Source organism: Actinomadura sp. WMMB 499 (assembly GCF_008824145.1).
Lineage (GTDB): Bacteria > Actinomycetota > Actinomycetes > Streptosporangiales > Streptosporangiaceae > Spirillospora.
Genome location: NZ_CP044407.1, coordinates 781638 through 794959, shown reverse-complemented (window position 1 = coordinate 794959; position 13322 = coordinate 781638). Strand labels below are relative to the sequence as shown.

The window sequence follows — 13322 nt, the reverse complement described above, 5'->3', positions numbered from 1 at the left end:
TTGACCGTCGGCCTCCACTCCGCCGGCGCTCCGCTCCGGCCGCCGGTCAAACGGGTCTTTGTGGGGGGGCGACCCCCCACACCCCCCGGCAAGGGCAGCCGTTTGACCGTCGGCCTCCACTCCGCTGGCGCTCCGCTCCGCCCGACCATCACACGGCGGTGTGCGCCAGCCAGTGGTCGAGCAGGGCGCGGTCGCCGGTCACCTTGACGGCGGCGTCCTCCGGGGCGAGGCGGCGCGCGAACACCAGCATCAGGTCCCGGACGGGACCCGCGATGGTCATGTCCGCGTCCCGGGCCCCGTACTCGACGATCGCGGCGTCGGGTCCGCGGGTGATCAGCCAGCCGGGGACGGACGGTTCGTCCGCCCGCAGGCACAGCGTCTCGCCCGCTCCGCGCAGCTCGGCCAGCTCGGGCTTGAACTGCGCGGCGGCGGGCGCGGTGAGGTGGGCGAACGTCTCGGTGATCTCGTCGGCGGCCAGATCGGCCGCGATCGCGAACGGGACCCCCGCGGTGATCGCCGCGTCGGCGTGGTGGACGGACGTGTCGTTCAGCATCCGGCGCAGCCACATCGCGGACGGCGCCTCGCCCATCACCGGGTGCGCGACGGGGCCCGCGTTCGCGGCCTGCGCGGCGACCGCCTCGGCGGCGCCCGCGCGCAGCCACGCGGCCCATTCCGCCTGGTCGGCCGGGGCGTCGCGGGGGAGTTCCACCGCTACGGTGGTCCCGCCGGTCCGGAACATGTCCGCCGCCCAGCGGTGCGCCTGCCCGACGTGCCCGACGAGGTCGCGCAGCGTCCACTCCGGGCAGGTCGGCACGGTCGTGTCCGGCGCCGGCCCGGAGGCGGCGTCCGCGAGCCCGGCGGTGTGCTCGCGGAGCCCCTCGGCGATGCGCGTGATGTCCAGGACGTCCATGTCCCGCTCCTCTCCCTCGGTGGGTTCCCGCGTACGGTAGGAACTCCACTCGGGTGGAGGTTCAAGGAGTTGTGACGGACGTCACGTCGATCGCGATCGGGGACCTTTCGGCGCTCACCGGGGTGCCGGTCCGCACGATCAGGTTCTACTGCGACGAGGGCATCCTCGCGCCGGTGCGCAGTGCGGGCGGGCACCGCCGGTTCGACCCGGCGGCCGCCGAGCGGCTGCGGCTCGTGCGGCGGCTGCGCGTGCTGGGGCTGGGGCTGCCCGCGATCACCGCCGTGCTGGCGGGCGACCGGTCGCTGGACGAGGCGGTCGCCGCCGAGCGGACCGCGCTGGACGCCGAACTGTCGGCGCTCGCGTGGCGGCGCGCGTCCCTGCGCGCCGTGGAGGACGCCGACCCGGCCGGGCGGGCGGCGCGGCTCGACCTGCTGGCCGCCGTGCAGGACGGCCCGCGCGCGCACGAGGCGCTCCTGGACTTTTGGCGCGGCCGGATCCTGGCGCCGGTGCCCGACGAACTGGTGCGGATGCACCTGGAGCTGACCGTGCCCGCGCCGCCGCCCGACCCGACGCCGGGGCAGGTCGTCGCGTACGCGGGAATGGTCGCGCTGGCGGGCGACCGCGAGCTGTTCCGGATGCTGCGGGAGCGGGGACGGCGCAACGCGGAGCGGGTCGTGGACGAGCCGACGCTGCTGGACGGGATGCGCGAGGCGGTCGAGATGGCGATGCCGCTCGTGCTCGCGGGCCGCGAGCCGGAGCCCGGACCGGCCCTCGACCATTTCGTGGCGGCGCACGCCGCCGGCCGGGACGAGCGGGACTCGCCGGAGTTCCGCCGGGAGCTGCTGCCCGCCGTCGCGGCGGAGCAGGATCCCCGGATGCGCAGGTACTGGGCGCTGCACGGCGAGGTGGCCGCGGCACCGGCCGTCCCGGGCGCGGTGGTCCTGTGGCTGATCGACGCCCTCGACCGCGGCGTCGCCGCGCCGGCCTGACCGGCGCACCGGAATAGGTGCGCGCCGGTTCCGGTTAGGATGGTTGAACGTTCTACTAACTGGAGGCCGACATGCAGTTCGGGATCTTCTCGGTCGGCGACGTCACCATGGACCCGACCACCGGCCGGACGCCCACGGAGGCCGAGCGGATCAAGGCCATGGTCGCGATCGCGCTGAAGGCCGAGGAGGTCGGGCTGGACGTGTTTGCGAGCGGCGAGCACCACAACCCGCCGTTCGTCCCGTCCTCGCCGACGACGATGCTCGGCTACATCGCGGCCCGCACCGAGCGGCTGGTGCTGTCCACCGCGACCACGCTGATCACCACCAGCGACCCGGTGAAGATCGCCGAGGACTTCGCGATGCTGCAGCACCTCGCGGACGGCCGGGTCGACCTCATGATGGGGCGCGGCAACACCGGCCCGGTCTACCCGTGGTTCGGCCAGGACATCCGCAACGGCATCCCCCTCGCCATCGAGAACTACCACCTCCTGCACCGGCTCTGGCGCGAGGACGTCGTCGACTGGGAGGGCAGCTTCCGCACGCCGCTGCAGTCGTTCACCTCGACGCCCCGCCCGCTGGACGGCGTCCCGCCGTTCGTCTGGCACGGCTCGATCCGCAGCCCGGAGATCGCCGAGCAGGCCGCCTACTACGGCGACGGCTTCTTCGCGAACCACATCTTCTGGCCCACGACGCATTTCCAGCAGCTCATCGGGCTGTACCGGCGGCGCTACGAGCACTACGGGCACGGTTCGGCCGACCAGGCCATCGTCGGGCTCGGCGGGCAGGTGTTCATGCGGAAGAACTCCCAGGACGCCGTCCGCGAGTTCCGCCCGTACTTCGACAACGCCCCCGTGTACGGGCACGGCCCGTCGCTGGAGGACTTCACGGCCGAGACGCCGCTCACGGTCGGCAGCCCGCAGCAGGTCATCGACCGGACGCTGACGTTCCGCGACCACTTCGGCGACTACCAGCGGCAGCTGTTCCTCATGGACCACGCGGGCCTGCCGCTGAAGACCGTCCTGGAGCAACTCGACATCCTCGGCGAGGAGGTCGTCCCGGTGCTGCGCAAGGAGTTCGAGTCGCTGCGCCCGGCGCACGTCCCGGCCACCGCCCCGACGCACGCCGCCCGCGCCGCGAACAAGGAGGAGAGCCGATGACCACGCGCACCCTCGCCGTCGTGTCGGCCGGGCTCGGCCGCCCGTCGTCCACCCGGCTGCTGGCCGACCGCCTCGCCGGGGCCGCCGCGGACGGGCTGCGCGCCGAGCACGAGGCCGACGTCGTCCTCGAACCGGTCGAGCTGCGCGACCACGCCCACGCCATGGTCGACGCGACCCTCACCGGCTTCCCGAGCGGCGAGTTCCGGGCCGCCGTCGAGACCGTGGCGGGAGCGGACGGCCTCGTCGCCGTCACCCCCGTGTTCAACGCCTCCTACGGCGGCCTGTTCAAGACGTTCTTCGACGTCCTCGACCGCGACGCCCTGGACGGGACGCCCGCGCTGATCGGCGCGACCGGCGGCACCGAACGGCACTCGCTCGCCCTCGACTTCGCCGTCCGCCCGCTGCTGGCGTACCTGCGGGCGAACGTCGTCCCGACGGCCGTCTACGCGGCGTCCGCCGACTGGGGGAGCGGCGACCGCGGCCTGGGCGACCGGATCCGCCGCGCGGGCGCCGAACTGGCCGCCCTGGTCGCCGGGCGCCCCGCCCCCGCCGCGGAGGACCCCTACGAGAACCCCGTCCCGTTCGAGGACCTCCTCGGGTCCGTCGACCGCGCCGGGTAGCCGGGCCCCGGGACACCGGTCAGCCGTCCTCCAGGTCGCCCTCCACCTCGAGGTAAAGGCGCTTGAGGGCGTCCAGGGTGCTCTGCTCCGGGTGCTCCCACATGCCCCGGTCCGCCGCCTCCAGAAGGCGTTCGGTGATGCCGTGCAGGGCCCACGGGTTGGACTTCTCGAAGAACTCGCGGTTCTCCTGGTCGAGCGCGTACGTCTGCGCGAGCTTCTCGTACATCCAGTCGGCCACGACGCCCGCCGTGGCGTCGTACCCGAACAGGTAGTCGACGGTCGCCGCCAGCTCGAACGCGCCCTTGTAGCCGTGCCTGCGCATCGCGGCCAGCCAGCGCGGGTTCACCACCCGCGCCCGGAACACGCGGGACGTCTCCTCGTCGAGCGTCCGCGTCCGGACGGCGTCCGGGCGGGTGCTGTCGCCGATGTAGGCCTTCGGCGCCTTCCCCGTCAGTGCGCGCACCGTGGCGATCATGCCGCCGTGGTACTGGAAGTAGTCGTCGGAGTCGGCGATGTCGTGCTCGCGCGTGTCGGTGTTCTTCGCCGCCACGCTGATCCGCCGGTACGCGCTCTCCATGTCGCCGCGCGCCGGGACGCCGTCCATGCCGCGCCCGTACGCGTAGCCGCCCCACACCGCGTACACCTCGGCGAGGTCGGAGTCGTCGCGCCAGTTCCGGCTGTCGATCAGCGGCAGGATCCCCGCGCCGTAGGCGCCCGGCCGCGACCCGAACACCCGCATCGTCGCGCGGCGCTCGTCGCCGTGCGCCGCGGTGTCCGCCCGGACGTGCGCGCGCACGAAGTTGTCGTCGTCGGGCTCGTCCAGCGCGGCCACCAGCAGCACCGCGTCGTCCAGCATCGCGACCGCGTGCGGGAACGCGTCCCGGAAGAAGCCGCTGATCCGGACGGTCACGTCGATGCGCGGGCGCCCCAGCTCGGCCGGCGGCACGGCCTCCAGCCCGGTGACCCGCCGCGACGCCTCGTCCCACACCGGACGGACGCCGAGCAGCGCGAGGACCTCGGCGATGTCGTCGCCCGACGTCCGCATGGCGCTCGTGCCCCACACCGACAGCCCGACCGAGCGCGGCCATTCGCCCGTCTCGTCCCGGTATCGCGCGAGCAGCGAGTCCGCCATCGCGCGGCCGGTGTCGTAGGCCAGCCGGGACGGGACGGCCTTCGGATCGACCGAGTAGAAGTTGCGGCCCGTCGGCAGCACGTTGATCAGGCCGCGCAGCGGCGACCCGCTCGGACCCGCCGGGACGTACCCGCCGTCCAGCGCATGCAGGACCATGCCGATCTCGTCCGGCGTCCGCTCCAGCCGGGGCACGATCTCCTCGGCCGCGAACCTGAGGATCTCCGCGGCCTTCCCCTCGGCGATCTCCCCGGCCGCCGCCGGGTCCCAGCCGCGCTCCTCCATCGTCGCGACCAGCGCGCGCGCCCGCTCCTCGAAGGCGTCGACCTGCGTGCGCTCCGTCGAGTTCTCGTCCAGGCCGAGCGCCTCGCGCAGCCCGGGGAGCGCCTGCGAACCGCCCCACAGCTGCCGGGCCCGCAGCATCGCCAGCACCAGGTCGATCCGGGACCCGCCCTCGGGCGCGGCCCCCAGCACGTGCAGCCCGTCCCGGATCTGCACGTCCTTGACCTCGCACAACCACCCGTCCACGTGCAGGAGGAAGTCGTCGAACTCCGCGTCGTGCGGGCGGTCGTCCAGCCCGAGGTCGTGGTCGAGCCTGGCCGCCCGGATCAGCGTCCAGATCTGCGCCCGGATCGCGGGCAGCTTCGCCGGGTCCATCGCCGCGACGTTCGCGTGCTCGTCGAGGAGCTGCTCCAGCCGCGCGATGTCGCCGTAGCTCTCCGCCCGCGCCATCGGCGGGATCAGATGGTCGACGAGCGTCGCGTGCGCCCGCCGCTTCGCCTGCGTCCCCTCACCGGGATCGTTCACCAGGAACGGGTAGATCAGCGGCAGATCGCCCAGCGCCGCGTCCGGTCCGCACTCGGCGGACATCCCCGCGGCCTTGCCCGGCAGCCACTCCAGGTTCCCGTGCTTGCCGACGTGCACCACGGCGTGGGCGCCGAACTCGTCCGCCAGCCACCGGTACGCGGCCAGGTAGTGGTGGCTCGGCGGCAGGTCCGGATCGTGGTAGATCGCGACCGGGTTCTCCCCGAACCCGCGCGGCGGCTGCACCATCACCACCACGTTCCCCGAGGTCAGCGCCGCGAGGACGATGTCGTCGCCGGCCACGAACAGCTCGCCCGGCGGCGGCCCCCAGTGCCGCTCGATCCCCTCGCGCAGCCCCTCCGGCAGCGTCCGGTACCAGGCCTCGTACTCGGCGCGCGGGACCCGCACCGGGTTGCGCTCGAGCTGCTCCTCGGTCAGCCAGTCGGCGTCCTGCCCACCGGCCTCGATCAGCGCGTGCATGAGCGCGTCGCCCTCGCCCGGCAGCGCGTCCCCGACGTCGTAGCCCGCCTCGCGCATCGCCGCCAGCAGCCGGACGACGCTCGCCGGGGTGTCGAGCCCGACCGCGTTGCCGATGCGCGCGTGCTTCGTCGGGTACGCCGACAGCATCAGCGCGACCCGCTTGTCCTGCGGCGCGACGTGTCGCAGCGCCCCGTGCCGCACCGCGATCCCCGCGACCCGCGCGGCCCGTTCCGCGTCCGCCACGTACACGCTCAGGCCGTCCTCGTCGGTCTCCTTGAACGAGAACGGGACCGTGATCAGCCGCCCGTCGAACTCCGGCACCGCCACCTGCGTCGCGGTGTCCAGCGGCGACAGCCCGTCGTCGTTCTCCTCCCACGCCGCCCGCTCGCTCGTCAGGCACAGGCCCTGCAGGATCGGGACGTCCAGTTCCGCGAGCGCGCCGACGTCCCACGCCTCGTCGTCGCCGCCCGCGCCCGCGAGCGCCGGCTTCGTCCCGCCCGCCGCCAGGACCGTCACGACCAGCGCGTCGACCCGTCCGAGGGTCTCCAGCAGCCCGGTCTCCGCCGTCCGCAGCGAAGCGCAGAACACCGGGAGCGCCCGGCCGCCCTTCGCCTCGATCGCCCGGCACAGGTCGTCCACGAACGCGGTGTTCCCGGCCAGGTGGTGCGCGCGGTAGTACAGGACCCCGACCACCGGCCCGTCGCCGTCCGCCGCGTCCCGCTCCAGGACGCCCCACGTGGGCGTCTCCACGGGCGGCGCGAACCCGAACCCGGTCAGCAGCACGGTGTCCGACAGGAACCGGAACAACTCGTCCAGGTTCTCCGGGCCGCCGTGCGCGAGGTACGCGTGCGCCTCCGCCGCGACGCCCGCCGGGACGGTCGACAGTCCCATCAGCTCGGCGTCCGGGACCTGCTCCCCGCTGATCACCACCACGGGACGGGGGCCCGCGAGCAGGGCGTCCAGCCCCTCCTCCCAGGCCCGGCGGCCGCCCAGCAACCGCACCACCACCAGGTCGGTGCCCTCGACGAGGCCGGGAAGGTCCTCGACCGAGACCCGCGCAGGGTTCGCCAGACGGAAGTCGGCGCCACTGGCGCGCGCGCTGAGCAGGTCGGTGTCCGAAGTGGACAGCAGCAGGATCACGCGGATCGAGTCCTCACCCGGGGTCCTCGCCCCGAATCGCTGGGAAACGGCGGCGACTCGGAGTCTCCTGGCTCCCGGATCGGTGCTCGCCCCCGCCTTCCCGCTCGCGCAGTGGCCGTGCTGAGGTCCGCTCCCCGGTGACAGTTGCGGGACAGCGCCGGATTCGCACCGGCTTCCTCCGCTTGTCGCCGCCCACACCCTAACGCGATGCCCTGAACACGGACATCACGGCCTCAGGCGGTGGGGAGCCGGACCTCGAACTGCGCGCCGCCCTCGGGCGCGTCTCGGACGGTGATCTCCCCGCCGTGCGCCCGGACCAGATCGTGGGTGATGGCCAGGCCGAGGCCGGCGCCCCCGTCATCGCGGCTGCGGGCCTCGTCCAGCCGGACGAACCGCTCGAAGATCCGTTCACGGTCGTCCGGCGGCACCCCGGCGCCGTCGTCGGCCACGCGCAGCACCGTCGCGCCGTCCCGGGCGCCGAGCGCCACGCGAATCCTGGTGGCCGCGTGCCGTTCGGCGTTGTCGAGCAGGTTGGCCAGCACGCGGGCCAGCCGTACGCGGCTGCCGGGAACGCTGGGCGCGTCCGCGACGTCGGCTTCGAAGGCGAGAGCGCGCGTGCCGGTGGGGCGGCGCCGCAGCTCGTCGCGCACCAGGTCCGCCAAGTCCACCGGTTCCGGTGAGGCGGGAGGCTCCCCGGCGTCGAGACGGGCGAGCAGCAGCAGGTCGGCGGCCAAGTCCTGGAGCCGGACGACGTCGTAGGTCAGTTCGGTCACGTCCAGCAGCCGGGGGTGCACCGCGGCCACCTCCAGCTGCGTGCGCAGCGAGGCGATCGGGGTGCGCAGCTCGTGCGCGGCGTCGGCGACGAATCCGCGCTGTCTCGTCACGGCGCGTTCCAGCGCGGCCAGAGTCTGGTTCGTCGTGCCCGCCAGTTCGGCCACCTCGTCCCGGGACCCGGGCACCGGGACACGGCGGGTCAGATCGCCCGACGCCGTGATCTCCACCAGTTCGCCGCGGATGGCCGCCACCGGGCGCAGCGCGCGCCGGGTGACCAGCCAGGTCACGCCCGCCGCCACGGCCAGCAGGAGGGGCAGGCCGACGAGCATCGCGCGGCCCACCGTGGCGACCGCGTCGCGCGAGGTGGCGAGGGAGGCGCCCGCGGAAATGGTGACGGTCTCGCCGGCGGGGGTGGTCGCCTCCAGCACCGCGAACCGGTAATCGGCGGTGCGGCCGTCCACGGTGGCACGGCCCGTGGCATGCCGGACCTCCTCGGACACGCGGCCCGGGCGAGGATCCTCCTCGTCCAGGTCGTCGCCATCGTTCTCCGCGGCCAGGACGGTCGCGGGACTCGGCCCGTGCGCCGTCGGCGGACCGCCCGCGCCGCTGACGGCGTCCAGGTCTTCGCTCACCGCCCGCACGTGGCCGTACGCGTCCACGATCTGGACGGGGCGCTCTTCGGCGTCGTCCAGGTTCAGCCGGTTCCAGGGAGTACCGGAGGCGAGCTTGGCGGCGGCCTCACGGGCGGTCATCTCGGCCCGCAGATCGGCGTGTCCGGCGAGGTTGGCCTTCAGCAGGGACACCACGATCAGCCCCGCGGCGGCCAGCGCCGCGGCGACCACGGCGGTCGCGCCGACCGTGGTGCGGGCGCGCACCGAACCCAGGGGACGCGGCATCTAACCGCTCCCGCCGGATCGGGCGGCACCCCCGTTGGCGGCCAGCCGGTACCCGGCGCCGCGCACCGTGGTGATCGATCTGCGGCCGAAGGGGGCGTCCAGCTTGCGGCGCAGCGAACTCACGTAGACCTCGACGATGTTGGGGTCGCCCTCGAAGGCGCCGTCCCAGACGTGCTCGAGGATCTGCGCCTTCGACACCACCAGGCCGGCATGGGTCGCCAGGTGCTCGAGCAGCGCGAACTCCTTGGCGGTCAGCTCCACCTGCACGTCGCCGCGCAGCACGCGCCTGGCGGCGGGGTCGATGGTCAGATCGCCGAGCTCGATGAGGGGCGCGGGGCCGCGGGTGCGGCGCCGCAGCAGGGCGCGGATGTGGGCGAGCAGCACCACGTAGGAGAACGGCTTGGTGAGGTAGTCGTCGGCGCCGGTGTCGAGCCCTTCGGCGTGATCGTACTCACCGTCCTTGGCGGTGAGCATCAGGATGGGGGTGTCGGTTCCCGCCGCACGCAGGGCGGAGCAGACACGGTAGCCGTTCATGCCGGGCAGCATGATGTCGAGCAGAATCAGGTCGTAGTCGTTTTCCAGCGCCCGGTTCAGGCCCGTGACGCCGTCATGCGCCGTGTCGACCGCGAAGCCCTCGGCGGCCAGCCCCTGCGCCAGCGGCCGGGCCAGCCGCTTCTCGTCCTCGATGATCAGTAGGCGCATATCCCCAAGCCTGCCAGAGGTATCTAAAGGTGGCGTCAACGTTTCGTCAGTTGCGGTCAAAGGCGGCTTGTCGGCGGGTATTCCTCGGATACGGCTCGACCCGCTGCCGCCACGTGTGCGAGATGCTTTTCCTCCTTCGCTGTATTTGGGGGAAATGCGGACAAGTCTGGAGGACTGGTGAAATTTGCCGCCGGAAAAGCGCTGTCGAGGCAGGGGCTGTCACTCGCGGCCGCGGTCGTGGTGGGTGTGCTGATCGGAGCCGTGGCCACTTCGGTGGCCGCCGACCGTGACGGCGGGGATCCGCGGTTCGCCGTCCGCGTCACCGCTCTGCGGGCGGCCGATGCCGCCCTGAAGGCGGTCCCCGGCGGCCACATCGAGGGCCTGGAGGTGGACTACGACGGCGGGCGCCTGGTGTGGGAGGCCGACGTGCTGGCCGCCGACGGCGCCCGGCGGGAACTGTATCTCGACACCCGCGACGGCCACGTGCTGGCCGACCAGATCGACCGGGCCGAGGCGAGTGTGGACGGCGACGACTGCACCGACGGCAAGCCCGGCAACGGGGAATCCGCCCCGGCGGTCCAAGCCGCGGCGCTGCGCTCGGCGGTCCCCGCGATCCGGGCCGCGCGGGTGGCGCTGGAGGAAGTACCCGGCACCATGACCTCGGTGGACTTCGAGTATCACCGCACGGCACACGCCTGGGAGATCGACATCACCGCCGACGACGGCACCGAGCACAAGCTGAAGGTGGACGCCGCCTCCGGCTGGCTCATCTCGAACATCGCCGGTGAGTCCGACGACTGATCCGTCCGTCCGGTCCGTTCGTTCGCGGTGCCGTCGCCCGTGCCGATCGGCGCCCTCGGCTCGCCTTCGGGGCCGGAGTTCAGGTGGGACCGGGGTGGGCCATCAAGCCGGCCGTGATCGCCTTCACCCGCAGGCTGTGACACTCCGGGCAGATCGGATCGGCCCACGGCGGCTGGGCGGGCAGCCCGCCCAACTGCCAGGCGGTCGCGTGGCCGCAGTGCCGTACCTCGTACAGGTCCTCCCACGCGTGCAGGCAGCACAGGCAGTGAAAGCGCCATTTCTCGGTGACCGTCTGAATATCGCGCACGGTCCTGACCGGCCGCCGCGTGCGCGACTTCGTACCTATTCTGGACCGCCTGTGAAAACGAGTGACTTCAGGGTGCGGCAGGCCGGTCGCGTCTTCCGCGACGGGGCTCTCCATGTGATGGGTGCTCGGGTGAAAATCCATCGACTTCTCCCTGGACTCGTTGCAGCGTTCCTCCTATGCATTCACCATGGCGGACTTACCTGAGGCCAGGCTGAAGAATCCTGAGCCTTTCTTCAGAGTGGCCCATTTTGGACATATGCACACAAATGGGCGCCGCAGTCCCTAATTTTCAGCACGTCCCGGTGAGCATCCGGCCGTTGATCTTCAGGTCACCCGCTCCTCCCGGCCGTGCCCCTCAGGCGACGAGGGGCGTGCGTCGCAGCGACACCTTCCGGTGGCCGATCCGCCAGTGTCCGCGCACGCGCACGACCGTGTCGTCGTACGTCACGCTCCCGGCCGTCCCGTCCGCGTTGACGCCGATCCCCTTGGACAGCGCGCGCACCCGGCCCGCGCCGTCCTCGGTCAGCACGATGTTCGTCACGTGGTGCCCCACCGGGTTCGCGTCGCCCAGCGCGCGCCCCGCCTCGGCGCACGCCGCCGTCCCCTCCAGCACACCGCCGCCGAGGGCGGTGACGTCGTAGGTGACGTCGATGGTGAACACCTCGTGCAGGCGGTCCAGCTCTCCGCTGTCGCACAGGTGCCCGTACAGGGCCAGCAGCTCGGAGATGGCCATGCGGTCTTCGCAGGAGAGTGCCATGACGATCCGCCTCCTCGGCATCAAGTGGGGAGCTCCCCGGTTATGCTGAGGACCCTAAACGGGGATATCCCCGTTACGCAACGGGGGAGGCGCCATGCCACAGCGAGCGCGCAGAGCGGACGCCGCGAAGAACTCGCGGCTGCTCGTCGCGGCGGCCAAGGAACTGTTCGACGAGCACGGGCCGGACGTGCCGCTGGACGACGTGGCGCGGCGGGCCGGCCTGGGCAACGCGACCCTGTACCGGCATTTCCCCACCCGCGGCGACCTGATCGTGGCCGTGTACGCCGACGAGGTGGCGGCGCTCCACGACGCGGGCGCCGCCCTGCTCGACGACCCGGACCCGGCGGGCGCGCTGTTCACCTGGCTGGACGCCTTCGTCGTGCACGTCGCGTCGAAACGGGCTCTGGCGCTCGCCGGAACCGAGAACGACGACGAGCGCCGCACCGAACTGTTCGGCCGCTGGCACGACTCCATGCGATCGACCGCCCTGCGCCTCCTCGCCCGAGCCCAGGAAGCCGGTGCCATCGAAGGCGATCTCTCGGTGGACGACGTCCTCGCGCTGACGAGCGCCGCCGCCGTCGCGGGCAATGGCACCGACCGCGCGCGACGGCTCGTGGGAGTCCTGCGCCACGGCTTCGCCGGGCCCTCCCGCGGCGGACGATCCTGATCGTCACCAGTCCCGGACGGACTCCACGCCCGAGGCGAGACTTTCGAACACCCACCCCGGTTCGAGGTCGAACGCGGCTTCGGCGTCCTTCCCGATGCGGGCCAGGGCGTCGAACAGGTCCTCACGCTCGACGGTCTCGATGAAGCCCGAGCGGTGATCGAGGACGTTGAACGCCTCGCCGAACTCGCGCCCGATCCCGGCCAGCCGCGCCGGACGATCGTCCGCCGCACCGTCCGAGAACACCCCCATGACCGCGCGCCGCGTTGCCTTGTACTGCGCGACCGACTTCTTGAAGTTCGTCCTGCTGATGTTGTCCTGGCCGTCCCAGTCGCGCAGCGGATTGTCCCGGTTCTCGGCGACCCACTCCGGTTTGCGGGCGCCGCGGATCTCGACGTGCGTCCCGTTGGGGATCTCCGGACGCCAAGTCGAGCGCATCGCGTTCGCGTACTCGGCCGGGACGCCGTACAGGTACAGCGACTCCAGGGCGGGCGTGCTCTGTGGCGTCAGGCAATCCTTCCTGGTCATGCCGAACAGATCGACGATGCGGAGCCGCTTCAGCGACGCCAACTCGTTCAACCGTCCCGCTGCCTCGAGCAAACCGAGATCGCCGCGCAGGTCGAGGGCCGCCAGGTTCGGGAAGAGCCGCACCACGCGCCCGCAGTCGAGCGTCCCGACATCCCGGACGTCCAGGTGGGTGACGTCCGGACGGACCTCGACCGTCCCGTCCACCTCGGCGCCGGTGCACGCCAGCTTCCACGGGGTCGGCGGGTCCTCCCGCATCCCCGCGTCCCACCGCCGCTGCCGGGCGAGCTGGTCGCCGAGCCGCCAGCCGCCGCCGTAGGAGTTCGACGCCTTGTCGTGCAGCAGCGGCAACCGCCCGACGACCTTGTAGCTGCGGGGGAGGACCCACTCGAAGTTGCAGTACGACAGCCTCCCGTTCCACGAATGGTGCGTCAGCCGCAGCGGCGACACGTCGCCGAGTTCGCCGACCGTCATCGGCTCGGGCCCGGACCAGTCCAGGTCGAGCACCGCCGCGTTCTCCGATCCGGCGTCGAGCCGGACGATCTGGGCCGCCGTCCACTCGCCGAGTTCGGAGGAGAACGCGGCCACGACGTCCCCCGCCGCGATCGGCCGCGGTGGCGCGGCCCGCTTCTTCTTGGCTGCCATGCCGGGTGATCGTAGAACCCAC

12 protein-coding genes and 1 riboswitch are annotated in these 13322 nt (G+C 72.7%); of the genes, 5 read left to right on the top strand and 7 right to left on the bottom strand.

Translation table 11 applies throughout. The features are described from left to right. Positions 1-148 precede the first annotated feature (148 nt). Entirely contained in the window at positions 149-910 is a 762-nt protein-coding gene (locus F7P10_RS03500) for a maleylpyruvate isomerase family mycothiol-dependent enzyme (protein ID WP_218040363.1), read from the bottom strand. A 71-nt stretch (positions 911-981) separates the two neighbouring features. Between F7P10_RS03500 and F7P10_RS03495 the strand changes: the two genes are divergently transcribed. The 3 genes from F7P10_RS03495 (at position 982) to F7P10_RS03485 (ending at position 3676) form a co-directional block, all read left to right on the top strand. Next, positions 982-1899 (top strand): MerR family transcriptional regulator, encoded by a 918-nt coding sequence (locus F7P10_RS03495; RefSeq protein WP_151008047.1) that lies wholly within the window; start codon positions 982-984, stop codon positions 1897-1899. 71 nt (positions 1900-1970) lie between these two features. Next, positions 1971-3056, top strand: a complete 1086-nt coding sequence (locus F7P10_RS03490) for an LLM class flavin-dependent oxidoreductase (protein WP_151008046.1) — start codon at positions 1971-1973, stop codon at positions 3054-3056. After that, positions 3053-3676, top strand: coding sequence for an FMN reductase (locus tag F7P10_RS03485; protein ID WP_151008045.1), 624 nt, complete (start codon positions 3053-3055; stop codon positions 3674-3676). Before F7P10_RS03490 ends, F7P10_RS03485 begins: the two co-directional genes overlap by 4 nt. 19 nt (positions 3677-3695) lie before the next feature. Here the strand turns inward: F7P10_RS03485 and cobN are convergent, their stop codons facing one another. From cobN to F7P10_RS03470, 3 genes are all read right to left on the bottom strand, one after another. Then, positions 3696-7229 (bottom strand): cobaltochelatase subunit CobN, encoded by a 3534-nt coding sequence (gene cobN, locus F7P10_RS03480; RefSeq protein ID WP_151008044.1) that lies wholly within the window; start codon positions 7227-7229, stop codon positions 3696-3698. A 60-nt stretch (positions 7230-7289) separates the two neighbouring features. After that, a riboswitch (cobalamin riboswitch) is annotated at positions 7290-7408 on the bottom strand. Between the two features lie 54 nt (positions 7409-7462). Continuing rightward, the gene (locus F7P10_RS03475) at positions 7463-8899 is read right to left on the bottom strand and encodes a HAMP domain-containing sensor histidine kinase (RefSeq protein WP_218040362.1); all 1437 of its coding nucleotides are present in this window, start codon (positions 8897-8899) and stop codon (positions 7463-7465) included. After that, entirely contained in the window at positions 8900-9601 is a 702-nt protein-coding gene (locus tag F7P10_RS03470) for a response regulator transcription factor (RefSeq protein ID WP_151008043.1), read from the bottom strand. Positions 9602-9862: 261 nt separating this feature from the next. On the opposite strand from F7P10_RS03470, the gene F7P10_RS43105 reads away from it, so the two are divergent. Then, positions 9863-10402, top strand: a complete 540-nt coding sequence (locus tag F7P10_RS43105; RefSeq protein WP_151008042.1) for a PepSY domain-containing protein — start codon at positions 9863-9865, stop codon at positions 10400-10402. 79 nt (positions 10403-10481) lie between these two features. On the opposite strand, the gene F7P10_RS43855 is transcribed toward F7P10_RS43105, so the two are convergent. Then, positions 10482-10850, bottom strand: a complete 369-nt coding sequence (locus F7P10_RS43855) for a hypothetical protein (protein ID WP_254716374.1) — start codon at positions 10848-10850, stop codon at positions 10482-10484. Positions 10851-11064: 214 nt separating this feature from the next. Continuing rightward, positions 11065-11466, bottom strand: a complete 402-nt coding sequence (locus F7P10_RS03455; RefSeq protein ID WP_151008041.1) for a nuclear transport factor 2 family protein — start codon at positions 11464-11466, stop codon at positions 11065-11067. A 94-nt stretch (positions 11467-11560) separates the two neighbouring features. Between F7P10_RS03455 and F7P10_RS03450 the strand changes: the two genes are divergently transcribed. Then, a complete protein-coding gene (locus F7P10_RS03450) occupies positions 11561-12133 on the top strand; it encodes a TetR/AcrR family transcriptional regulator (RefSeq protein ID WP_151008040.1) in 573 nt (190 codons plus the stop codon). Between the two features lie 3 nt (positions 12134-12136). On the opposite strand, the gene F7P10_RS03445 is transcribed toward F7P10_RS03450, so the two are convergent. Beyond that, entirely contained in the window at positions 12137-13300 is a 1164-nt protein-coding gene (locus F7P10_RS03445) for a hypothetical protein (RefSeq protein WP_151008039.1), read from the bottom strand. Positions 13301-13322 lie beyond the last annotated feature (22 nt).